This window comes from Amycolatopsis aidingensis (genome assembly GCF_018885265.1).
Taxonomy (GTDB): Bacteria; Actinomycetota; Actinomycetes; order Mycobacteriales; family Pseudonocardiaceae; genus Amycolatopsis; species Amycolatopsis aidingensis.
In genome coordinates this window covers 2,130,463-2,152,326 of record NZ_CP076538.1, presented here as the reverse complement: position 1 = coordinate 2,152,326, position 21,864 = coordinate 2,130,463, and the positions used below count along the sequence as shown (strand labels likewise).

Sequence of the window (21,864 nt, the reverse complement as noted above, 5' to 3'; positions counted from 1 at the left end):
GGTCCAGTCATCTTCTCGGGCCTTCTCAGGGATTCGAACGGCTTTCCTCAGCCTGCTCTCACCCCGTGGGCCGACCGTGGAGCCATGGAGACCTCAACCTCGCCGGGTTCACCGGCACGCGGGCGCAAGTTGTTCACCGTCGTGGCGGTCACCGCCGCGCTGGTCGGCGGGGCGGGCGGCGCCACGGTCGGCGTGCTCGCCGCGGAGAGCCCGCCATCCGGTGCCGCCGGGGCCACCGGCTCGGTGCGCGGGCAGCAGGTGACGAACCCGGGGACGGATGTCAGTGGTGTGGCGGAGCGGATCCTGCCGAGCGTGGTGCAGATCAACGCGCGGACGGCCGAGGGGGAGGTGATCGGGTCCGGGGTGATCCTCAGCGCCGATGGTGAGGTGCTCACCAATGCGCACGTGGTCGAGGGCGCCACCGGCACGGTGGAGGTGACCCTTTCGGACGGCACCACCTACGCCGCCGAGGTGCTCGGCGGGGACGCCGGGGCGGACATCGCGGTGCTGCGCCTGCGCGGGGCAAGCGGGCTGACCCCGGCCGAGCTGGGTGACTCCGGCCGGGTGCGGGTCGGCGACGAGGTCGTGGCCGTCGGTTCGCCCAGCGGGCTGCGGAACACGGTGACCTCCGGGATCGTCAGCGCCCTCAACCGGTCCGCACCAGGGCAGGACTCGCCCTACGACCAGGCGGGCAGCGGGACCGGCGGCAAGTTGATCCAGACCGACGCCCCGATCAACGAGGGCAACTCGGGCGGCCCGCTGGTGGACGCCTCCGGGGCGGTGATCGGGATCAACACCAGCATCCTCTCGCCATCCGGCGGCAACATCGGGATCGGGTTCGCGATCCCGAGCAACGAGGCGAAGCAGATCGCCGCGCGGATCACCGGCTGACCGCCCCTACCGCCCTGAACGTGGCTATCGAGACGTCAGACGTCTCAAACGGTCCGTTCGCTACACCTGACGTCCGGAACGCCACGTTCAGCGCACTCCGGCGGGCAGGAGGTTAGGGTGCCAGGGTGAACGATCACCTTGTCTGGATCGACTGCGAGATGACCGGGCTGGACCTCGTCAACGACGCCCTGATCGAGATCGCGGTGCTGGTGACCGACGCGGAGCTGAACGTACTCGGTGAAGGGCTCGACGTCGTCATCCACGCCGACGACGAGGCACTGGCGAACATGCCCGAGGTGGTGCGCGAGATGCATGCGCGCTCGGGGCTCACCGAGGAGGTGCGCCGGTCCGAGGTCGGCCTCGCCGAGGCCGAGAAACGGGTGCTCGACTACGTTCGCGAGCACGTCCCGGATGCGCAGTCGGCGCCGCTGGCCGGGAACTCGATCGCCACCGACCGGGGGTTCATCGCCCGCGACATGCCCGCACTGGACGCCCACCTGCACTACCGGATGGTCGATGTGTCCTCGGTGAAGGAGCTGGTCCGGCGCTGGTACCCGCGGATCTACTACGCCAAGCCGGAGAAGGGCCTCGCACACCGGGCGCTGGCCGACATCAAGGAGTCGATCGGCGAGCTGGCGTACTACCGCACCACCGCGTTCGTGCCGCAGCCCGGCCCGAGCACCGAGCAGGCCCGCGCGGCGGCCGCGGAGATCCTGGACGGTGCCGGCGAGCGGCCAGCCGGGCCGCCGGAGGGCTGAGAAGGAACCCGCTGTGGGCCCGCCCGGCGGGCACGCTACGATGTTCCAGCCAAGGTACGGAGTACCGGGCACTTGGTGGGTGTAGCTCAGTTGGTAGAGCACCTGGTTGTGGTCCAGGAAGTCGCGGGTTCAAGTCCCGTCACTCACCCCAGTCCACTATCGCGAAATCCCCGGTCACGGCTCCGTGACCGGGGATTTCGTGGTTGAGGTCAGTTGCTCTTCTTGCCCCCGGTCTTCCACTCGTCCCACGGCATCTGCCAGACGCTCCAGCCGTCGGTCGGTTCCAGTTCCTGACCGCCGCTGTTGCGCACCTCGACGATGTCGCCGCGGCGCGACTTCTCCATCAGCCAGGCCGCGTTCTGGGTGGCCAGGTTGATGCAGCCGTGGCTGACGTTGCGGTTGCCCTGATCGCCGACCGACCACGGGGCCGAGTGGTAGAAGATGCCGCTGTTGGACATCCGCACCGCGTACTTCACCCAGAGGCGGTAGCCTGCCGAGTCCTCGACCGGGACCCCATAGGTGCTGGAGTCCATGGTGTAGCCGTTGTGCTCGCTCATCACCGTGTAGGTCCCCGCCGGAGTGGGGCTCGAGGGCTTGCCCATGGAGATGGGCATCTTCTTGACCTGCTTGTCGTTGATCGACACGGTCAGCTGGTGCGAGCCGCCGTCGGCGACCGCCACCAGCTTGTCCCCGATCGTCATGTCCACGGCCTTGTCCTCCCGGCCGAAGGTGCCACCGCCGAGGTCGATGCCGTAGATCCCGGCCCGCACCGAGACCGTGGTGCCGCTCTTCCAGTAGTCCTTCGGCCGCCAGGTCACCCACTGGTCACTGAACCAGTGGAACGCACCCTCGGTCTCCGGCTCGGCCGTGATCCGGAGCGCCTGCTCAGCGGCCTCCTTGTCGGAGATGTCACCGGAGAACCGGAAGATCACCGGCATGCCGACCCCCACCGTCTCCCCGTCCCGCACGTTGATCGAGACGTTGACCGTCCGGTCCGGTGTGGCGGTGGTGAAGGTGGAGGACTCGGTGACGGACGCACCGTCGGCGCCGACCGCCGAAGCCGTCAGCGTGTAGGTCTTGCCGTACCCGAGCTTCTCCCCCGCCTTCCAGGTGGTGCCGTCTTCGCTCACCTCGCCCTCGACCAGCGTGCCGTCCGCGCTGGTGATCTTGGCCTCGGTAATCTCTCCATTGCGTACGGTGACCGTGACCGGCTTGCCCGGCGCGAAGCTGTCGGCCCCCTCGGCCGGCTCCAGCACCAAGGAGGCGGGCTCGGGCTGCGGCGTGGTCTCCCGCTGCTCCTGCTCCTCCGCGGCGGGCTCGCTCGGCGAGGATGTGCACCCCGCCACCAGCAGGCCACCCGCCAGCAGCAGCGACAACCGAACCCCCAAACGCCGGCTCATTCCGCCCCGACTCGTCATGAAAACCACCGTTTCGTGTCGAACATGCCATTCGCGCCCCAGTGTGCCCGAACGGCCGAACGCCATGGGCCAGTGCGATCAACTCGCAACACACGCCCTGGAGGGGGCACCGCATGGGCCCTCCGGACCCCTGTGCTAACGTTTACGTCGTTGCCGGGGAGTTCTCCGGAGCACCTCAGCGCCATTAGCTCAATCGGCAGAGCAGCTGGCTCTTAACCAGCGGGTTCGGGGTTCGAGTCCCTGATGGCGCACCCTTTAACCGCAGGTCAGCATCGTTGTTGACCTGCGGTTTTTTGCTTTCTAGGGCCTTTTCGTCGCCGGGTTGACTGTCCATTGCGGTCTCCTGGGTGCCCGAGGGGAGCCCGAGCGTGCGTGGGGTGCGACGCGGGATGATCTTGGCGGTGGCTTCCGCGGCGGCCTGCGCGACTTGTGGCAGCACGTTGGTGTAGGTGTCCATGGTGATTGTGATCGACGAGTGCCGCAGCATGTGCTGAACTACCTTCATGTCGTTACCGGCCGCCAGGGACAGTGTGGCGGCGCCGTGGCGGAGGTCGTGCAGCCGGATCGGGGGCAGCCCGGCTTCGGCGACGAGGTGCTTGAACGTGTTGGTGACATCTGCTGGGTGCAGGGGGCTGCCGTCTGGCTCGGTGAATAGCAGGCCGCTGTCGACCCAGTCGGCACCGAGCCGGGCTTTGGCTTCGTCTTGGCGCGCGCACTGGTCGCGCAACACGAGCACGGTGTCCGCATCGAGCGCGACCAGGCCTTCGGAGTTGGTGGTCTTGGGCGGTGTCTGCGCGGTGTCCCATCCGTACTGCACGATCTGGTTGGCGACCTCGAGCGCGGCGGCGTCGAGGTAGGTATCGGAGCGGCGTTGTCCGCAGGCTTCGCCTCGCCGGAGTCCGGTGTGTGCTATCAAGTGGAACAGGGGATACAACGGGTGGTGGACTATGTGGTCGAGGAACTCGCCGGTGAGTTCGGGTGTCCATACCACGACCGGGCCGGGGATCTCCCCGGTTTCCCGCCACCGCTGCACCCGCTCCGGGGTCCACACCTTGGGTGTCGGCCGCTCGGCGGGCGGCAGTTCCACCAGGGTGGCCACGTTGATCGGAAGGAGCCCCTGCTTCACGGAGGGAGCGAGGGTCGCGCGGAGGGTGTCGCGGATAGCGCCCAGCGAGCTGGGGCCGACCGGCCGCTGATACTTCACGGCGGCGATCTTGCGTGGGTCGCCGCTGGCGCGGTACTGCCCGATCAGTTCGTTGTGCTCGACGATCGCGTCGAACATGCCGTCCAGGTGCCCGACCCGCAGCTTGTCGCGCCGGATATGGGCGAGGTGCGGCCGTAGATACAGCCGGATGTGGGATTCGTAGGAGCGCCACGTGTTGTGCGCGATCTTGCCCTTCTTCCCGTCGAGGAAGGCGTCGAACACCTCGTCCATGAGCGGGTGTTCCAGGGCCGGTGCCTCGGCGCGCACCAGCCGGCGTATCACGTCGATATCCGGCAGCGGTTCTTTGTTCGTGAGCGCCTTGGCGATGACGTCACCGATCTTGCGCGCGGTGTCGGTATCATCGTCTTCGGCAAGCGCCAGGAGTTCACGTGCGTGGTCGAGTTCGTTCTGGGCATCGTCGCGGGTAGCGAACCCGCCGCGGCGACGCGGACGACGTTCACCGTGTTTATCGGCGGGCAGCTCGATTCGCCATCCCCATTGTCCGTGGCGCCGGCCGTTTTTCAGTTTCGGGCACTGCTGTCCGTAGGGCTTGCCCTGCTCGTCACGGCACGAGCATCGGCGAAACGTTGAGCCGAGGGCGGCTGCCACAACTCCCCACTTTCATCATCAACTACCAGCGATCGTCTCCTGATACTCGCGCTGCCGACCCCTCTCGGGGAAGCCCGAGCCTCCGATCACGCCGGAGGTGCCGCGTCGACGTCGAGACCGAGCACGCGCAGCAACCCGGCGGTCGGGACCCGATAGCCGTGGCCGATCCGCAGCACCGGGCACGGGAAGGCGCCGTCCCGCGCAAGGGCGTAGGCCGTGGTACGGCCGATCCGTAACGCCCGTGCCGCGGTCAGCAGGTCCACCACCGCAGGCAGCGCAGCAAGGTCAGCCAGCGACAACTGTGGCCCGGCGACGGGATCATCCATGCCGCCTCCCCCATCCGGTAAGTCGGCACCACGCAAGCGCCTGGCAGCCCGGGTCGAGATCGATCCCCACGTACCGGCGGCCGGACTCGAGTGCGGCGACTCCGGTGGTCCCGCTGCCGGAGAACGGGTCGAGCACGACCCCACCGGGCGGGCAGCCATACCGGACGCAGCGACGCGCGATCTCCACGGTCCCGGCGGCCCGGTGGCCGCTGCGCGCGCGGTCGGCCGCCACAACCCACACCTCACCCGACATGATCGTGTCGCTGGTGGACAGAAACCAGTGATCGTCGTCGCGGGCGAGCAGGAACACCCATTCGTACTTGCCGCTGAGGCGATCCTGCACACTTTCTGGCCGTGCGTTGGGTTTCATCCATACGACGGCGTTGCGCAGCAACCAGCCACGTGCCTGCAGCGCAAGAACGACCCGCCACGGAACTCCGAGCAGGTCTTTGGCACGTCGACCGGTCTGGGGTGGACGGTGCACACCATGCGGAAGAGTGGCACGCTCGGTCGCTGTGCGAGCGGTCGAGCCCGGCGCGATGTAGTTGCCCCACGATCCGCCGAAACTGTCGCCCAGGTTCAACCACACCGTTCCGGCAGGCTTCAGAACACGGGCCACCTGGTCGAACACGGTGCTGAGGACACGAGCGTAGCCCCCGATCGTGGGCTCGACACCGTACTGGCCCGTGATGCGGTAATCACGCAAACCCCAGTACGGCGGCGAGGTCACCACACAATCCACCGAGTCCGCGGGCATTCCCGCAAGGACCTCGGCTGCGTCACCCACACACAGCCTCACCGGCGGATCTGTGTGTCCCGTCCTGCCCGCCATGGTCAGCACCCCGGCCTCGGACGGCCACCAGCGACCCCGAGGCGGCGGAGTGCGAGTCGGTGATAGCGCGGATTCGTGTCGATACCGGTGAAGCGCCGCCCGAGCCTGCGCGCCGCGAGGCCGGTGGTGCCGCTGCCGCTGAACGGGTCGAGCACGTGCCCGCCGTCGGGGCATCCAGCGGCGATGCAGCGGCGCGGGATCTCCAGCGGTGAGGGCGCGGGGTGGCCGGCGCGGGATCGGTCCGGCGGGATGGTCCACACGTTGCCGGGGTTGCGCCCGCGCCGGGCATGAGCGGGTGTGCGGGGCCAGGTACCGCGGACGGTGTGGGGTTTGTTCCCGCCGTGGTGCGCCCTGCGGGACAGGGCACGGTCGCCGGTGTAGGGCTGGCGGATCGGGTCGAGGTCGAAGTGGTAGTCGGGGTGGGTGACGAACAGGAACAGCATCTCGTGACGGGTGGCGAGCCGATCGCGGATCGGGGTGGGGGTGGTGTGCGGTTTGTGCCAGACGATGGCCGAGCGCAGGATCCAGCCGTCGTCCTGCAGCGCGAGCGCGACGCGCCAGGGCAGGCCGAGCAGGTTCTTGTGCGGCACGTCCGCGCGCGGCCGGTAGCGGGGTTGCCCGGCCTGGCCGGGCTGGGTGCATCGGTAGCCGTCGGAGTTGGTGGAGTAGCTGTCGCCGAGGTTGACCCACACCGTGGCCCGCGGGGTGAGCACCCGGCGCGCGGCGGCGAACACGCCGCGCAGCCGGGCGATGTAGTCCTGCGCGGTCGGCTCCAGCCCGATCTGCGGATGGTCACCCCAGGCACCGCAGTCCCGGCACCGGCGCTGCTTGCCCTGGGCCTCGGTGTGGTGATCAGCGCCGGCTGGGCGGTGCCGGCACCTCGGGCATTCTCCGGTCGGGGTGTAGGGCGCGTAGTCGCGCAGGCGCCAGTAGGGCGGGCTGGTCACCAGGCAGTCCACGGACGCGTCGGGCAGATCGGCCACCCCCGTCTCCGCATCGGTGGCATAGAGGGTCAGTCCGTCGCTGTGGTGATACAGCGAGGTGGTGAGCTGCCGTGCCACACGGGACGGGGTGTTCACGCTGCCCTCCCGTCGTGTACGTCGTCGAGGCCGAGGCGGCGCAGCCCGATGTCGTGGAACGCGGGGTTCAGGTCGATGCCGATGTAGGAGCGGCCGAGCTGGCGGGCAGCGAGGCCGGTGGTGGCGGCCCCGCTGAAGGGGTCGAGCACGACGCCGCCTTCGGGGCATCCGGCGGCGATGCATCGCAGCGGGAGGTCGATCGGGAATGCGGCGAAGTGGGCTTCCCGCAGGGGGCGGGTGGTGATGGACCAAACGTCGCCGGGGTTCTTGCCCCGGGTGTGCCCGGCGGTGTGCTGGCTGCCCGTCGGTCGCATCGCGTGGCCGTGGGCTTTGCCCGGCATGTGGCCAGCCTGGTGGTATTTGCCGTAGACGCTATGTCCGCGGCGGCGGGCGGTGGCCTCGATGCCTGCGCGGCGTCCTTTGTGGGCGCCGCCGATGACGATGCCCTCGGCGAGCGCTTCGGGGCGGGTGAGGGGTTCACGGATCGCGTCGAGGTCGAAGTAGTACTTCGGCTGTTTGGCCAGGAGGAACAGCATCTCGTACCGGTTGGACACCCGGTCCCGTACGGACTCGGGCATCGCGTTGGGTTTGTGCCAGATGATGGCGTTGCGGATGATCCAGCCGTCGGCCTGCAACGCGAAGGCAACGCGCCAGGGCAGGCCGACGAGGTTCTTCCGCGGCACGGTTCGGGTGCGGTGGACCCCGGCGCGGCGCACGGACTCCCGCAGCGGTGCCGCCGCCCTGGCTCCGTGCAGGGTGCTGGCCCGCATCGCTTCGCCGGTGCGGCCGGGGGGCTGGGCGGAGTAGGAGTCACCGAGGTTGAGCCACACGGTCCCGGTGTCGGCCAGGACGCGGGCCAGTTCGCCGAAGACGCCGCGCAGTCGGTCGATGTAGTCCTGTGGGGTGGCCTCCAGGCCGTGCTGGTCGTCCTCGCGGCGGGCTCCGCATCGCCGGCAGCGCTGGGCAGCTCCCTCGCGGTGCGCTGCCGCTGCTGGATGGGTGAGCGTGTGGTGTGTGGGCTGCGAGACCTGGCCACGTCCGGCCGCGGCGAGGTGCGTGCAGGTGGGATCACCGCCGGTCCACCGGGCGGTGTCGTAGTCGCGCAGTCCCCAGTAGGGCGGGCTGGTGACCACGCAGTCCACCGAGCCGTCGGGCAGGCCGGCCAGGGTGGCGGTGGCGTCGCCGGTGTAGAGGGTGACGGTGGCGTCGCGGTAGTGGAGCGCGTTGGTCGACGGGCGGTTCACGCTGCCTCCCGGTCGTGGTCCTGCCGCTGGGTGTGCTCGGCGGTGGGGTGCGCCGTAACCCCCGGGAACCGGCTGTTGTAAACGGCCCAGAACACGGCCGGGTCGACCAGCTGGCGGTGGCATGGCCGGGTGGACCAGGTCCAGCGTTCCGGTGGCCGGTGCTGTCCCCGCAGGGTGCGGTCCCGGACGACATAGCCGAGGTAGGCCGGGTTGTTCAGGATGGTGCGCACCGCGCCCAGGCTCCACGCTCGAGGTCGGCCGGAGATCGGGTCGAGAGGCTGAGGATGCTGCTGTTCGATCAGGCGTCGGAGGATGGCGCGCTCGCCGAGTTTCTCGTGGAGGTGCCAGGAGAAGATCAGGGGCACGATCGGTGCTCGCACCTGGTCGACGGCCAGTCGGTGGCGCCAGCCCGCGCGGCCGGACTCCTCGTCGATCCAGTGGTGTTCCAGGGTGTAGCCGTAGGGCGCGTGCCGGAGCCACCAGCCTTCCCGCGTGCGCTCCTGCAGCACAGCACGCGCGCGCCAGGCGAGTTCGTCGTGGTAGGTCCGGATGCCGTCGTCGAGCGTGTCGCGGCGAGCCCCGGTTTCGTATCGCGCGGCGAGGTAATTGGCCACGGCTTCTCGGAGCCGGCGGAACCATCCCGGCGGCGTCTGCGTGCTGGTGCGGGTTCTCACCGACGGGTACAGCGCGGGGTCGTCGCGCCGTGCGGCGCGGTGCGGACGGGTGCTCGGGTCGGACGTGGTGGTCATCGGAGTGCTCCTGACAGCGATAGCGAGTGGTGGTGGACGTTCGGGGTGCGCGGCCGGGCGACGAGGCGTCAATCGGTGAACGGGTGTGCACCTATGCGGCGGCGGCGCTCGGCGACACGCGACGAGCCCGCCGTCGCGTGCGAGGCAAGGTGGGCAGCGGCGGAATGGGCTGGGCCACGGCTGGGCCGGTGGAGTCGGGATCGGCACGGAACACCAGCGCGGTGTGGTGGGCCGGGAGCGCGATGGGGTGGCCGAGCGCGCGTGCGGCCCGGGTCACGGCGCGCCGCTGGGCGAGGGTGGCGCGGGTGTAGGCGCGTCCCCGCCGCACGGTCGCGGTCAGCGCGAGACAGCGCGCGACCGGTGCCAGGCCCGCGGCAATCCCGGCCGCGACGATCTGGGCGGGCACGTCGGAAAGCTCGTGCCGAACCGGGTGGCGCTGCGGGCTGCAGGTGACCACCACGTGCCCGCCGGGGCGGACCAGGGGCCGGTACTGCGCCAGCACGGCGGCGAACCGCTCGACCGCGTCCGCAGCGCCGCGGTGCGGGTGGGCGGGGCGCAGGGTGGTAAGCAGCAGGTCGACGCGCCCGGTGAGTCCCGCAGTTTCGGCGGCTGCGGCGGTGCCGGGGCGCCGGTCGAGGACGAGGACCATGCCGTCGACGAACACGCCGCGCGCCTTGGTGGCGGTGACGTTGGCGCGGGCCAGGCGCCACCACCGGCGCTGGCTGGTCAGCCCGATCGCGTGCCGCCCGGCGCGCAGTGCCTCGACGACGGTGGTCCCGGCTCCGCAGTCGGGATCGAGCACGATGCCGCCCGGGCGGGTGAACGCCGTTATGGCGTAGCGGGCGATTGCCGGGGGCATCAGCACCGGGTCGGCGCCGGTGGCCTCGTGGTAGCCACCCTCGTGCAACTGGGTCGCGATACTGGCCGCCCCGGTCGGCCACACCGAGCCCACGACCGGGGTGTCCGGCGGCTCCCCCACCGGGCGGGGGAGACGGTCGTCGGCGCGCTCAGGCATCCGAGGTCTCCTTCCGCGCGACGGCGCCAGGGGCGGGCGCGGTGGTGGCCGGTCGGCCGAACAGCAGGAGGTCGTGATGCACCGTCCGCACCGGCGGCGCGGTATCGGCCACGGCGGGCGCTGGCCCGCCGGGCGCGGGGTCTGGCACGGGGGTGTCGAGCACGGTGATGTGGTCGCTCCACTGCAGCCCGTGGTGACTCAGCGTGCGCACGATGGCTGGCTGTGGATCGACCAGTCGCCCAGCACGCATGTCACTGTGGGTGACGATCGCGGTGAGGCCGTGCGGTGTGCGCAGCGTGTCCCAGGCGGTGTGGGCGAGCCAGTCGGTGGCGTGTGGGTCGGCTGCGGTGATGATCAGATCGAACGTGCCCCGGGTGCGCCCTCCGGCGTGTCGAGGACGGTGCGCCGACTCGGGGCCTGGGTCGGTCGCGGGGTGTAGGCCGAGTCGGCTGAGTCGGGGTCGCGGCCCCGACTCGCCGGCGGTGCGCTCGGCTGGGTCGCTGTGTTCGCGGGGGTCGTCCGGCGGGGGCGCGGCGGTGGCGGTGTCGGCGCCGCGACCGAGCCGGGCGACGGTCCAGACCGCCTCGGCGAGACCGGCATAGGGAGAGCCGTCGTGGGGCCGACCGCATGCGCGCCGCGGCGCGTGGAGGGGCGCCGAAGGGGTGAGCAGCAGCACGCGGTCGCCGGGGCGGGTGTAGGTCGTGACGAGGGTGACGATCGTGCGACCGAGCCAGCCGGCCAGCAACGCGGTACCGGGCAGCGGCTCGGCGTCGGCGAAGGACCACAGGGTGGCCGGCCCCGCCGTTCGGGTGGGCGTGTGGGAGGGCGTGCGATGCTGGCCGCGACCTGTGCGCGCGGGGGCTGGGCTGCGGTGGTGCGGCGCCCGGTGGCGACGGCGCCCGGGCTCGAGGTGTCGTGGTGAACTCATCGGTGGCCTTCCTCGCGGCGTGGTCTGCCGAGTCACCACAAGAGGCCGGTTTCGGGCCTGATTTTGGACACCAAGAGCCGAACTTTCTGCAGACGAGTTCCACATCGCCGCACGATGCGTCAAGACCTGGAGCCTGGCCAGGTCGGCTTCGCAGGGTAATACCGCGTTTCCGAGACGCGCGGGGCGTGAGCCCTGCGCGATTGAAGGCGCGCTGTCACCACGTAAACCGACGAGTTTGAGAATTTCTCCTTCTGCCGCACCCAGACTCGACGAAGTGCTGGCACACGACTCGCCTACCAGGACGCCGAGCTACTAAGACTCGCCTAAATTCGCAGCTCAGTAGCTACTAAGATGATCTTTAAGGTCGTGCGGCGGCCAGGCCGGTAGCGGCCAGGCTGAATCATTACAGACAAGTGCTTTAGTAGCGAAGGAGCATACTAAGAAAGATCATCCTTGTCGTTTTATTGTTCTTTTCTTGTTGCCGCTCTGGCGTCCTGACGTGGTCAGCACAACCGGCCGAGAAGGAGCCAGAAATGACACGCGATGACACCACCTCTGCCGCGATTCGCCGCGATCACGAGGGGCATGAATGGCTGCCGTTGGATACGGCGCGCGATGCCTTCGGGTGGCTGGTCACCGGGCCAAAGCCGATGGCCGTGCACGGGTCGCGGTTCGCGGGGTTGCCGCGGCGTCCGGTGCGGCTGGACGAGCTGCGGGACCGGGTGATGAGTAAGCAGTGCCCGCCGCGTACCCGCGATGACGTGTGGGCGCATCTGGTGCTGCGCTCCCGCGCGTACGGCGGTGCGTGGACGGTCGCCTGCGTCGGCATGGCGCTGCCCTCGCTGGCGTCCAGCGCGCGGTGGCTGGCCGCCCGGTATCGCGGTGAACGGGCCGACGCGCACGCGGCGGTGCTGGCCGGGTTCGTCCACGCGTTGGCGACGGTCGACCTGTCCGATCCCGGCATCCTCATCCGGCTGCACTTCGCGGCGCGCCGCGCCGGCCAGGCGGCCTTGGAGGAGTCTCTGGATGCCCCGCCGCCGGTGGACACCGACTATCACTCCGCCGCTCCCCCGCCGCCGTACGGGCACCCCGACTTGGTGCTCGCGCAGGCGGTCGGCGAGGAAGTCCTGACACCGACCGAGGCGGACTTGATCTCGGCGACCCGGCTCGGAGAGGTGTCGCTGACCGACTGGGGCGCGGCCCACGACAGCGAGTTCTGGGCGACCTACAAGGTCCGCCAACGAGCCGAACACCGACTACTCGTATGGCTGCACGGTCGCATGCAGGACCCGGACTCCGAGGACCCCGTCGCCGAGGCAGCGCTGACCTCATTTGCCGCCCGCGAGCGCGACCCGGACACCGACACCAGCGCCGACATATCACGCGCTGTAAGCGGCCGTCATCGCAACGGGCGGCCAACCCGTTCGAAAAATTCCTCACGCTTGGTGTCCAAAAACAGCCCGAATTCCGGCCTCTTGGGGTGCGGGGAGACCCGACCCAGCTCTCCGCGTACCGCCGAGCACGAGCCGACTTCGGAGGTGCGCCGATGCGCGTGACATCCCACCCGGACACCCCCCACCCCACCCCGCCTTCGACGCCTTCGCCCCCGCACAGCCCGGAGACGACAGCGACGGCCAAGTCGCCGCGAGCCCACCAATCTCGGTGCCAGGTGACGTCCTCGTCCGCGGCGTGCGCGCGCTCGGCAGCGCCGACTGCTACCGGCGCTGGCGAGGTGCCGGTGCGCCGCACGGTGTGCCGCATGGTCGCCGCCGCAGTGCTCGGCGCGGTCCTGCTCAGTGTCGCCACCGCGGACTCGGCCCAGGGTTCCACCCAGGTCGTCGCGCTCGCGGCCAGCGTGAGCCAGGTCTTCGACAACATCCGGAGCTGGCTGATCGGGATTCTCGCGGGGCTGGCGACGGTGTTCCTCACCGTGGGCGGTGTCCGCTACCTGATGGCAGGCGGCGACCCGGGCGAGGTGGAGAAGGCCAAGACTGCGTTCAAGTCAGCCGGGTGGGGCTACGGGCTAGCGGCCCTCGCGCCGGTAGTGGTGGACATCCTCAAAAGGATCGTCGGGGCGGAGTGACCCATGGCCGACCCCCGACCCGCCGACCGCCGACCACCGCCCAACGGTGACCGGCCCGGTCGCCGTCCGGTGCGTCAGCTGGGTCGGGGCCGCGTCCTGCTGACCCCGCCCACCGCGCGGCGAGACCGCTCCGGCCGGCGGCGGCTGGTGTGGCTGGCGACCGCAGCTCTGTCCCTGCTCGTGCTGCTGGGTGGTGTGCTCGCCGGGGCCACGCCCGGACTGGCGGCCGGGCCAGCAGCCGAGCAGGCAGCCGCGCCCTCACTGGTACCGCGCCAGCCGGCGCCGAACCCACCGCTCCCGCTGCCGCCGGATCCACCGGTGGACACGTGTGCACCAGGCTCGGCAGACCCGGCATGCCGGATTCCGACCGGCACCACCACGCCTGCTCCGCCGCCGATGCCGCTGCCGCCGCCCACGGAGGTGCCGCCGCCCACGACGTGCTTTCCCGGGCAGATCGGGTGCACCCCCGGCGGGCCCACCACCGCACCGTCGAGCCCGGGCGAGCCGTGCACGGGCGAGGACTGCATCCCGCAGCCCACACCCCCGAACCCGGATCCGGGTTCGCCTCCCGGCGGGCCGGACGGCGACGACGACGGCGACAGTGAGTGCGGGCTGTTCAACATCACCGGCTGTATCGCCGAGGCGATCACCGGCGTGTTCCAGGACCTCATCGACGCCGCGCTCGCCCCGATCCTGGACCTGCTCGGCCACACCGTGCTGACCACACCGACACTCGAGGACCTGCCCGGGCTCGGGGAGCTGTGGGCGAGTTCGTGGGAGATCGTGCTGGCCGTCTACGGCGGGCTGGTCCTGGTGGCCGGGATCGTGGTGATGGCGCACCAAACGCTGCAAGGCCGCTACTCGATCAAGGAGATCGGGCCCCGGATCCCGGTGGGCATGATCGCCGCAGCACTGTCGCTGTTCGTGGCCGACAAGGCCATCCGCCTGGCCAACGCGTTGACCCAGGCCGTGCTCGGCGACGGCGTCGAGGCCCCCTCGCTGGGGTCCACCCTGACCGAGACGGTCCTCGGGGCGCTGTCCGGCAGCCTGTTCGCCCTGCTGCTCGGGCTGGTGCTGGTCGTGCTCGGCATCGGCCTGCTGCTGGTCTACGTCGTCCGCGTCATCATCACCCTGCTGCTGGTCGTCTCCGGGCCCCTGTTCCTGATGTGTCACTGCCTGCCGCACACCGACGGGCTGGCCCGGTGGTGGTGGAAAGCGCTCGGCGCGACCTTGGCGATCCAGGTCGCCCAATCCCTGGTGCTGATCGTGTTTGTGCGGGTGTTCCTGTCCGGCGGCATCCACCTGTTCGGAGGCGGCGCATGAGCGGCCTGGCCACGTTGATCACCGCGATCGCGTTGATGTTCATCCTGTTCAAGATCCCGTTCTGGTTCCTGTCCGCGATCAAGGTCGGCTCCGGCCGGTCGCTGCTCGGAGGCCTGGCCCGCGCCTACATCGCGGGCAAAACCTTCGGCCTGGTCGCCGGCAAAACCGGCGGCCTACGTCACGCCGGCCCTGCCCGAGCCACCGGTCGCGGCGGCGCCACGCCCACCGGACCAGGCAGGCGCGGAGGCCGAGGCGGACAGCCTGATCCGCCGTGGCCGGCGCAACCGCGGATCGCCCCGACCCGGGCGGAGCTCGACCGGCGGCAGGCCGCGGTGGAGCAGCGGTTGCAGGAGGGCTACGACGCCGACCGTGCCCGCGCGGCCCGGCACGGCCGGGTGCCGCCGCGCGAGCCACGGTTCCTGCAACCCGGCCCGCAGGACACCGTCCACGACCCAGCCGTCAGCCCCGCCACACCACCACCGCCGGGCAAGCCGACGTTCAGCGCCACACCACGGCCCGCTCCCCCACCCCTGCAGGTGGCCCGGCGGAGCACGGCGCCGCGGTTCCAGGCGCCGGGCGGGTTCCGCCGCACCCGCGGCGCTCCGCCTACACGTCCCATACGGGTGGCGGCGGTCCCGCCCCAGCTGCGGTTCCAGCCCGCCCAGCCCGAGCCGGAGCACACCGGACGCCCCACCGCACCGGCGGCGCCGCCCGCGGCGCCGGTGTTCCGCCCGGCCCAGCCCGACCAGCGCCTGGGCGACGCGCGCCGCCGCACCCACGCCGCGCCCCCGCTCCAGTTCCGCGCACCCACCCCACCCGCCACACCCGCACCGCCGACGTCTCCGCCTCGAGGAGGTGACACGCGATGACCCAGCCCGTCCGGATCCCCGCCGATGTCGACCGGGAAGACCGCGTCCTGGTCAACCTGACCGCCCGCCAGCTCGCGATCCTTGCCGTGACCGGGCTCGTGCTCCACGGCGCCTGGACCCTGACCCGCAGCGTGGTGCCGCTGCCAGTCTTCCTGATCGTCGCGATCCCGATCGGCGTCACGGCCGTGGTGCTGGCGCTGGGCCAGCGTGACGGCATCAGCCTCGACCGGCTCCTGCTCGCCGCGATCCGCCAGCGGCTGCAACCCCGCCACCGAGTGGCCGCGCCCGAAGGAGTCCGCGCAGCACCCGAGTGGCTGACCCACCACGCCACCACGACCAGTGACACCCCTACGGCGGGCGAGTCGGAGGTATCTCCGGCGGCGCTGCGCCTGCCCGCGGAAGGGGTCACCGAAGCCGGGGTCGTCGACCTCGGCACCGACGGGGTCGCGATGGTCGCGGTCGCCTCGACGGTGAACTTCGCGCTGCGCACGCCCGGCGAGCAGGAAGCGCTGGTCGCTGCCTTCGGCCGGTACCTGCACTCCATCTCCGCGCCCGTGCAGGTCCTGATCCGGGCCGAACGGCTGGACCTGACCCGCCAGATCAGCGACCTGCGCGAGGCCGCCCCGGGATTGCCGCACCCGATGCTGGAAGCGGCGGCACGCGAGCACGCCCAGTACCTGGACCAACTGCGCCACTCCACCGACCTGCTCCGCCGCCAGGTGCTGCTGGTCTTACGCGAACCGGTCCGCGCGACGGGTCCCACCGACGGGCTCGGCGGCCCCTCCCCGCTCGCCGCGCTGCGCGCACGACGTTACCGCGCCCAGGCCGGAGAGGTCACCGAGGCTGCGCGGCGCTCCGCGGAAACCCGGCTCGTGCGGCGCCTGGGGGAAGCGACCGAACTGCTCTCCCCGGCCGGGATCACGATCACCCCGCTGGACGCGGGCCAGGCCACCGCCGTGCTGGCCACGGCCTGCAACCCCGACAGCCTGATCCCCCCGTCCGCGGGACTGGCCGGCGCGGACGAGGTCATCACCACCGCCGCCGACCCTGACAACGACCCACCCGGCCAGCACCGGGCGACTGCACGCCAGCACGAACCCGACACGACGCCCGCGGCGACCGCTCTCGAGGACTGGGAGGGCAGCGACCTATGACCAGCAAACTCCGCCGCAAGAAGCGACCCGCGCACGCGCCCCTGGGCAGGGCCAGCGCGTTCACCCCGGACTCGCTCTCCGTCGCACCGCGGCACCTCGAGGTCGGTGGGGAGTGGGTCGCGTCCTTCGCGATCACCGGCTATCCCCGCGAGGTGCATGCCGGGTGGCTGCAGCCGCTGCTGTCCTATCCCGGCCGCGTCGACGTCGCCCTGCACATCGAGCCGATCGACCCGGTCACCGCCGCCAACCGGCTCAAGCGCCAGCTGTCCAAGCTCGAATCCGGCAGGCGGCACACCAGCGAGAAAGGCCGCCTGCTAGACCCGATGGTCGAGGCCGCCACCGAGGACGCCTACGACCTCTCCGCCCGCGTCGCCCGCGGTGAAGGCAAGCTCTACCGGCTCGGCCTCTACCTAACCGTGCACGCCACCAGCCAGGACGACCTCGCCGAGCACGTCGCCGCGGTGCGCTCCCTGGCCGCGTCGCTGCTGATGAACGCCCAACCCACCACCTACCGCTCACTGCAGGGCTGGGTGTCCACCCTGCCGCTGGCGCTGGACCTGATCGGGATGCGCCGCACCTTCGACACCAGCGCCCTGGCCGCCGCGTTCCCCTTCACCAGCCCCGACCTGCCCCCGGCCGACCCGACCAGCGTCGCCGCCCCGGAAGGAGTGCTCTACGGGTTCAACGTCGGCAGCCAGGGCCTGGTGCACTGGGACCGCTTCGCCGCCGACAACTACAACAGCGTCGTGCTGGGCAGGTCGGGGGCGGGCAAGTCCTACCTGGTCAAGCTAGAAGCCCTGCGCAGCCTCTACCGCGGGGTCGAGGTCGCCATCATCGACCCCGAAGACGAGTACCGGCGGCTGTGCGAGGCCATCGGCGGCACCTACCTCCGCCTCGGCGACGCCGAGGTCCGCATCAACCCGTTCGACCTGCCCATCGCGCTGCGCCCGGACGGGCGCCGCACCGCACCCAAGGACGCCCTCACCCGCCGCGCGCTGTTTCTGCACACCGTGATCGGAGTCCTGCTCGGCGCCGACCTGTCCGCGCAGCAGCGCGCCGTGCTCGACCGGGCGATCATGACCACCTACCAGCAAGCCGGGATCACCAGCGACCCCCGAACCTGGGGCCGGCAGGCGCCGCTGCTGGCCGACCTCGCCACGGTCCTCACCACCGCCCCGGACCCGGTCGCCGCAGACCTAGGCGCGAGGTTGCACCCGTTCGTAGAGGGCGCGTTCTCCACGATGTTCTCCGGGCCGACCACCACCCGGCCCGAAGGGCACCTCACCGTGTTCAGCCTGCGCGATCTGCCCGACGAACTACGGCCGATCGGGACGCTGCTCACCCTGGACACCGTGTGGCGGCGGGTGTCCAACCCGGCCATCCGGCGCCCGAGACTGGTCACGGTCGACGAAGCATGGCTGCTCATGCAAGACCCCGCCGGGACGCGGTTCCTGCACCGGATGGCCAAAGCAGCCCGGAAACACTGGGCCGGGCTAACCATCGCGACCCAAGATGTCGGCGACGTCCTCGGAACAGACCTGGGCAAGGCCATCATCGCCAACGCAGCCACCCAGCTCCTCCTCCGCCAAGCACCGCAAGCGATCGACGAGATCGTGGCGACCTTCAACCTGTCCGAGGGCGAGAAACAGTTCCTCATCTCCGCGGACAAAGGACAAGGTCTCCTGAGCACCGGCACGCAACGGGTCGCGTTCCAATCCCTGGCCTCACCACAGGAAAACACGCTCATCACCACAGACCCGGCCGAGCTGGCGACCTACGCGCAACAGGAATCCAGCACGGACGACGGCACGCTGGTGGATCTCGGCGACGACGACACCGAGCTGGCTCTTGATGCAGACGTCGACGGTCACGTGGACCTCGACAGCGCCGCCTAACACCCGCCGCTGGGACCGCTGCACCGCAGAACCGTCCTCCTCGTTTCCTTTGCTCGCCTGACTTTCGTGTGTGAGGTGTCATATGCCTTCCTCCGCCACCGCGACCAGAGTTCCGGTCCGGCCAGCCCGGTTGTTGACGCAGAACCGGGAAATGCGCGCGATCGGTGTCTGGAACTGGACACTGCCCGCGCTCGCTGCCCGGCTGCCCGACGGGCGAACGCAGGTGACCTGCCCCGCAGCGAGCGCATGCACGCGAATCTGCTATGCCCGCAACGGGACCTACCTCTTCCCCGCAGTCAAAGCCAAACATACCGCCAATCTCGCGTACGTGCTGGACGATTTACCTGGCTGGGAAGCCGCCATGATCCGCGAGCTGTCAGCACCTCGCTTCACGGGCAGGTTCATCCGGATTCACGATGCGGGAGACTTTTTCTCTGATGCCTACACATTGGCGTGGTGTCGCGTGATGCGAGCGTGCCCACAGGTGACTTTCTACTGCTACACCAAGGAAGTTCGCCGCTTCAAACGGTTGATAGAACCGGACCCGCCGGAGAACTTCCTGTGGGTCTACAGCTACGGCGGTCGCGAAGACTCCGTCATCGACCCCGACCGTGACCGGGTCGCCGATGTGTTTCCCGACACCGACGCCATCGCCGGGGCCGGGTGGTCCTCGCAGGAAGCCTCGGACCTGCTGGCGGTGCTCGGTCCACGCCTGGTCGGGGTGCCCGCGAACCGGATCCCACAGTTCCTCAAGCGCATGGGCGGGCGGCGACTCTCCGAGTGGCAGGCGGAGATCGACGCCGAACGTCGCGGTAGGCGGCGTGGTCATCTGCGACTCGCGCCCGGCGACCCGACCGCTCCCGCGACGGCGGAGGGCCGTCCGAACGCGGACGGCGCCGAGCGGCAGGCGGCCTGAACCCGTGTCCGTCCGAGCTTTCTCCGTGCACGAGAGGGGATGTCTGATGTTTCCTGTCCAGCCTAGTGCTCAGGCGGGGGTGGTCGCCTCACCGTTGCAGGACTACCTCCGCGATCCTGGTGCCGCGGTCCGCGCAGTAGTCACCGCGCTGCGGGACGTCGCCGTGTCGTGGGGGCCTGTCGCCGGGCCGGTGCTCGCGCTGGTGGTGACCGGTGTCGTGGCCGGGCGCCGGTGGTGGGGCCGCCGCTGCCAAGACCAGATGGCCACCGACGCCCGGGGGGTCACCGTGCTGGCCCCGCCCACGGTCGATCCGGACGGTGCAGCAGCGTTGTACTCCAATCTGGTCGGGTTGTTGCGGCCCGGCTGGAAGCGCCGGATCCACGGCCAGCCGCACATCGTGTGGGAGTACGTGTTCTCCCACGCTGGCGTCGCGCTGCGGTTGTGGCTGCCAGGCGTCGTGCCGCCCGGTATGGCCGAACGCGCGATCGAGGCCGCCTGGCCCGGCGCGCACACCCGCACCACGCCGGCCAAGCCACCGATCCCCGTGACCCACCCGCCGGGGAAAGCGGTCGAGGCCGTGGGCGGTGAACTGCGCCTGGCCCGCAGCGAAGCCCTGCCGATCCGGTCGGACTTCCCAGCTGATCCGGTCCGGGCCTTGCTGGGCGCCCCAGTCGGGCTCGCCATCCATGAGCGTGCCGTGGTGCAGATCCTCGCGCGCCCGGTCACCGGCGCCCGCGTGCGGAAAGCGCGCCGAGCGGCCCGCCGGGTCCGCGCCGGCAGGCCGGTCAAGGTGGCCGGGCGGCTGCTGGACCTGCTCACCCCGCACACCAGGTCCCACACACCCCGCGCAGGGGCCAGCAAACCGGTCACCGATCACCAGACCTCGCTGGAGACCTCCGCGCAGGACCGGGTCATCGTGGCCAAACAGCGCGGCTCCCAGTACGAAACCCGCATCCGCTACGCCGTGGCCACCCTCGTCGACCAGCACACAACCAGTGCTGAGCGGGTCCCGGTGCGCGAGCACCTGCGCGGACGCGGCCACGCCATCGCCAGCGCGTTCGCGGCCTACAGCGAGCACAACTACTACCGCCGCGTCCGGCTCACCAACCCGATCCAAGCCGTAGCCGGGCGGCGCCTGACCAGCGGTGATCTGCTCTCGATCGCCGAGTTAGCAGCGCTGGCGCACGTGCCCACGGACGAGGCCGTGCCGGGTTTGCAGCGCGCCGGGGCGAAAGCGGTCCCGCCGCCACCGGGGATCGCCACCGACGGCGCCGGGGTGAAGCCGATCGGGGTCAGCGACTCCGGCCATTCCCGGCCGGTGGGGCTGCGCGTGGCCGACGCCCGCCACCACGTGCACATCCTCGGCGCGACCGGATCCGGCAAGTCCGAATTGATGGCCCGGATGATCCTCGAGGACGCCGAGGCCGGCCGCGGCCTGGTCGTCATCGATCCCAAGGGCGACCTGGTCGCCGACACCCTGATGCGGCTGCCCTCGCGGCTCGGCGAGAAGGTCGTCCTCTTCGACGCCGACAGCCGCTCCCGCCCCCCGGTGCTCAACCCGCTCGAAGGCCCGGACACGGCCCGCACCGTGGACAACCTGGTCTCGATCTTCTCCCACATCTACGCCTCCAGCTGGGGCCCGCGCACCGAGGACATCCTGCGCTCCGGGCTGCTGACCCTGCGCGAACTCCCCGGCACCCCCACCTTGACCGACCTCCCGACACTGCTCACCGTGCCCGCGTTCCGGCACCGCGCACTCGAACAGATCTCCGACGACGTCCTCACCGGGTTCTGGAGCTGGTACGACGACCTGTCCGACGCCAGCAGGGCCCAAGTCGTCGCGCCGCTGATGAACAAGCTCCGCGGCCTGCTGCTGCGCCCCTTCGTGCGCGCCTCACTCGCCGGAGGCACCTCCACGGTGGACATGGACGCCGTGCTCGACGGCGGCATCTGCCTGGTACGCCTCGGCAAGGACGCCCTCGGGATGGACACCGCCCGGCTGATCGGCTCGATCGTCGTCGCCCGGACCTGGCAAGCCGCCACACGGCGAGCCCGGATACCGCAACGCGACCGGCACGACGCCTCGCTCTACATCGACGAGTGCCACAACTTCCTCCATCTCGCTTATCCCATGGAGGACATGCTCGCCGAGGCCCGCGCCTACCGAATGTCCATGACGCTCGCGCACCAATACCTCCGGCAACTGCCCCGCGAGCTGGAAGAAGGCATCTCCACCAACGCCCGCTCAAAGATCATCTTCTCCGCGTCGCCCGAAGACGCCCGTGACCTCGCCCGGCACACCGCACCCCGACTCACCGAGCACGACCTCGCCAACCTCGGCCGCTTCCACGTCGCCGCACGGCTCGTGCTCGACAGCGAGGAAGCACCCCCGTTCACCGGCGTCACCGAGAAACTCCCACCCACGATCCCAGGACGCGCCAAGGAAATCCGTCGGCTCGCGCGCGTGAACACCGAGCCCCGGAGCACACAGGAACCCGCCGAGAACGTCCGGCCGCGGGCGGTCGATCCCCGCCGCGCGGTCTGACACCACCCACTGTCCCCTCACCCGCA

19 protein-coding genes, 2 tRNA genes and 1 pseudogene are annotated in these 21,864 nt (G+C 70.6%); 13 read left to right on the top strand and 9 right to left on the bottom strand.

The window, feature by feature from the left end:
* Positions 1 to 84: 84 nt before the first annotated feature.
* The 3 genes from KOI47_RS10205 to KOI47_RS10195 all read left to right on the top strand — a co-directional run bounded on the left by KOI47_RS10205 (position 85) and on the right by KOI47_RS10195 (position 1,800).
* Positions 85 to 891 carry a S1C family serine protease gene (locus tag KOI47_RS10205; protein ID WP_216215740.1) on the top strand — a complete coding sequence of 269 codons (807 nt, stop codon included), beginning with the start codon at positions 85 to 87 and terminating at the stop codon, positions 889 to 891.
* A gap of 125 nt (positions 892 to 1,016) precedes the next feature.
* Positions 1,017 to 1,649: an oligoribonuclease gene (gene orn / locus KOI47_RS10200; protein ID WP_216215739.1), complete on the top strand. Its 633-nt coding sequence runs from the start codon at positions 1,017 to 1,019 to the stop codon at positions 1,647 to 1,649.
* A gap of 75 nt (positions 1,650 to 1,724) precedes the next feature.
* Positions 1,725 to 1,800, top strand: a tRNA-His gene (locus KOI47_RS10195).
* 58 nt (positions 1,801 to 1,858) lie between these two features.
* Here KOI47_RS10195 and KOI47_RS10190 read toward each other — a convergent pair.
* Entirely contained in the window at positions 1,859 to 3,049 is a 1,191-nt protein-coding gene (locus KOI47_RS10190) for a L,D-transpeptidase (protein WP_232376664.1), read from the bottom strand.
* A gap of 196 nt (positions 3,050 to 3,245) precedes the next feature.
* Here KOI47_RS10190 and KOI47_RS10185 point away from each other — a divergent pair.
* Positions 3,246 to 3,318: transfer RNA gene (locus tag KOI47_RS10185), tRNA-Lys, on the top strand.
* Between the two features lie 242 nt (positions 3,319 to 3,560).
* On the opposite strand, the pseudogene KOI47_RS36355 reads toward KOI47_RS10185, so the two are convergent.
* Positions 3,561 to 4,349: pseudogene (locus tag KOI47_RS36355) on the bottom strand (tyrosine-type recombinase/integrase); the annotation flags it as partial.
* Between the two features lie 99 nt (positions 4,350 to 4,448).
* Here KOI47_RS36355 and KOI47_RS10175 point away from each other — a divergent pair.
* Complete coding sequence (locus KOI47_RS10175) at positions 4,449 to 4,862, top strand: hypothetical protein (protein WP_216215737.1); 414 nt, start codon at positions 4,449 to 4,451, stop codon at positions 4,860 to 4,862.
* A 104-nt stretch (positions 4,863 to 4,966) separates the two neighbouring features.
* Here the strand turns inward: KOI47_RS10175 and KOI47_RS10170 are convergent, their stop codons facing one another.
* The 7 genes from KOI47_RS10170 to KOI47_RS10140 all read right to left on the bottom strand — a co-directional run bounded on the left by KOI47_RS10170 (position 4,967) and on the right by KOI47_RS10140 (position 11,053).
* Complete coding sequence (locus tag KOI47_RS10170; protein WP_216215736.1) at positions 4,967 to 5,206, bottom strand: helix-turn-helix domain-containing protein; 240 nt, start codon at positions 5,204 to 5,206, stop codon at positions 4,967 to 4,969.
* A complete protein-coding gene (locus tag KOI47_RS10165) occupies positions 5,199 to 5,936 on the bottom strand; it encodes a DNA-methyltransferase (protein ID WP_232376661.1) in 738 nt (245 codons plus the stop codon). Before KOI47_RS10165 ends, KOI47_RS10170 begins: the two co-directional genes overlap by 8 nt.
* A 104-nt stretch (positions 5,937 to 6,040) precedes the next feature.
* Positions 6,041 to 7,117, bottom strand: coding sequence for a DNA-methyltransferase (locus KOI47_RS10160; RefSeq protein ID WP_216215734.1), 1,077 nt, complete (start codon positions 7,115 to 7,117; stop codon positions 6,041 to 6,043).
* Positions 7,114 to 8,361, bottom strand: coding sequence for a DNA-methyltransferase (locus KOI47_RS10155; protein WP_216215733.1), 1,248 nt, complete (start codon positions 8,359 to 8,361; stop codon positions 7,114 to 7,116). The genes KOI47_RS10160 and KOI47_RS10155 overlap by 4 nt, the downstream gene beginning before the upstream one ends.
* Entirely contained in the window at positions 8,358 to 9,110 is a 753-nt protein-coding gene (locus tag KOI47_RS10150) for a recombinase family protein (RefSeq protein WP_216215732.1), read from the bottom strand. Before KOI47_RS10150 ends, KOI47_RS10155 begins: the two co-directional genes overlap by 4 nt.
* 91 nt (positions 9,111 to 9,201) lie before the next feature.
* On the bottom strand, positions 9,202 to 10,125 hold the full coding sequence (locus KOI47_RS10145) for a DNA methyltransferase (RefSeq protein WP_216215731.1): 924 nt from the start codon (positions 10,123 to 10,125) through the stop codon (positions 9,202 to 9,204).
* Entirely contained in the window at positions 10,118 to 11,053 is a 936-nt protein-coding gene (locus tag KOI47_RS10140; RefSeq protein ID WP_216215730.1) for a hypothetical protein, read from the bottom strand. Before KOI47_RS10140 ends, KOI47_RS10145 begins: the two co-directional genes overlap by 8 nt.
* 533 nt (positions 11,054 to 11,586) lie before the next feature.
* On the opposite strand from KOI47_RS10140, the gene KOI47_RS10135 reads away from it, so the two are divergent.
* The 8 genes from KOI47_RS10135 (at position 11,587) to KOI47_RS10100 (ending at position 21,838) form a co-directional block, all read left to right on the top strand.
* Positions 11,587 to 12,609 carry a hypothetical protein gene (locus KOI47_RS10135; RefSeq protein WP_216215729.1) on the top strand — a complete coding sequence of 341 codons (1,023 nt, stop codon included), beginning with the start codon at positions 11,587 to 11,589 and terminating at the stop codon, positions 12,607 to 12,609.
* A gap of 203 nt (positions 12,610 to 12,812) precedes the next feature.
* Positions 12,813 to 13,136 (top strand): pilin, encoded by a 324-nt coding sequence (locus KOI47_RS10130; protein WP_216215728.1) that lies wholly within the window; start codon positions 12,813 to 12,815, stop codon positions 13,134 to 13,136.
* 3 nt (positions 13,137 to 13,139) lie between these two features.
* Entirely contained in the window at positions 13,140 to 14,459 is a 1,320-nt protein-coding gene (locus KOI47_RS10125; protein ID WP_216215727.1) for a hypothetical protein, read from the top strand.
* Entirely contained in the window at positions 14,456 to 15,328 is an 873-nt protein-coding gene (locus KOI47_RS10120) for a hypothetical protein (RefSeq protein ID WP_216215726.1), read from the top strand. Before KOI47_RS10125 ends, KOI47_RS10120 begins: the two co-directional genes overlap by 4 nt.
* Complete coding sequence (locus KOI47_RS10115) at positions 15,325 to 16,482, top strand: PrgI family protein (RefSeq protein ID WP_216215725.1); 1,158 nt, start codon at positions 15,325 to 15,327, stop codon at positions 16,480 to 16,482. Before KOI47_RS10120 ends, KOI47_RS10115 begins: the two co-directional genes overlap by 4 nt.
* Positions 16,479 to 18,377, top strand: coding sequence for a VirB4 family type IV secretion system protein (locus KOI47_RS10110; RefSeq protein ID WP_216215724.1), 1,899 nt, complete (start codon positions 16,479 to 16,481; stop codon positions 18,375 to 18,377). Before KOI47_RS10115 ends, KOI47_RS10110 begins: the two co-directional genes overlap by 4 nt.
* An 82-nt stretch (positions 18,378 to 18,459) precedes the next feature.
* A complete protein-coding gene (locus tag KOI47_RS10105) occupies positions 18,460 to 19,293 on the top strand; it encodes a GP88 family protein (protein ID WP_216215723.1) in 834 nt (277 codons plus the stop codon).
* Positions 19,294 to 19,339: 46 nt separating this feature from the next.
* Positions 19,340 to 21,838 carry a type IV secretory system conjugative DNA transfer family protein gene (locus KOI47_RS10100; protein WP_216215722.1) on the top strand — a complete coding sequence of 833 codons (2,499 nt, stop codon included), beginning with the start codon at positions 19,340 to 19,342 and terminating at the stop codon, positions 21,836 to 21,838.
* Positions 21,839 to 21,864: the final 26 nt, after the last annotated feature.

Excerpts from the sequence above, each read along its gene's own strand:
- KOI47_RS10205 (WP_216215740.1), top strand. The coding sequence starts at position 85 with ATGGAGACCTCAACCTCGCCGGGTTCACCGGCACGCGGGCGCAAGTTG.
- KOI47_RS10190 (WP_232376664.1), bottom strand. The coding sequence starts at position 3,049 with ATGAGCCGGCGTTTGGGGGTTCGGTTGTCGCTGCTGCTGGCGGGTGGC.
- KOI47_RS10170 (WP_216215736.1), bottom strand. The coding sequence starts at position 5,206 with ATGGATGATCCCGTCGCCGGGCCACAGTTGTCGCTGGCTGACCTTGCT.
- KOI47_RS10150 (WP_216215732.1), bottom strand. The coding sequence starts at position 9,110 with ATGACCACCACGTCCGACCCGAGCACCCGTCCGCACCGCGCCGCACGG.
- KOI47_RS10145 (WP_216215731.1), bottom strand. The coding sequence starts at position 10,125 with ATGCCTGAGCGCGCCGACGACCGTCTCCCCCGCCCGGTGGGGGAGCCG.
- KOI47_RS10140 (WP_216215730.1), bottom strand. The coding sequence starts at position 11,053 with ATGAGTTCACCACGACACCTCGAGCCCGGGCGCCGTCGCCACCGGGCG.
- KOI47_RS10135 (WP_216215729.1), top strand. The coding sequence starts at position 11,587 with ATGACACGCGATGACACCACCTCTGCCGCGATTCGCCGCGATCACGAG.
- KOI47_RS10130 (WP_216215728.1), top strand. The coding sequence starts at position 12,813 with ATGGTCGCCGCCGCAGTGCTCGGCGCGGTCCTGCTCAGTGTCGCCACC.
- KOI47_RS10125 (WP_216215727.1), top strand. The coding sequence starts at position 13,140 with ATGGCCGACCCCCGACCCGCCGACCGCCGACCACCGCCCAACGGTGAC.
- KOI47_RS10120 (WP_216215726.1), top strand. The coding sequence starts at position 14,456 with ATGAGCGGCCTGGCCACGTTGATCACCGCGATCGCGTTGATGTTCATC.
- KOI47_RS10115 (WP_216215725.1), top strand. The coding sequence starts at position 15,325 with ATGACCCAGCCCGTCCGGATCCCCGCCGATGTCGACCGGGAAGACCGC.
- KOI47_RS10110 (WP_216215724.1), top strand. The coding sequence starts at position 16,479 with ATGACCAGCAAACTCCGCCGCAAGAAGCGACCCGCGCACGCGCCCCTG.
- KOI47_RS10105 (WP_216215723.1), top strand. The coding sequence starts at position 18,460 with ATGCCTTCCTCCGCCACCGCGACCAGAGTTCCGGTCCGGCCAGCCCGG.
- KOI47_RS10100 (WP_216215722.1), top strand. The coding sequence starts at position 19,340 with ATGTTTCCTGTCCAGCCTAGTGCTCAGGCGGGGGTGGTCGCCTCACCG.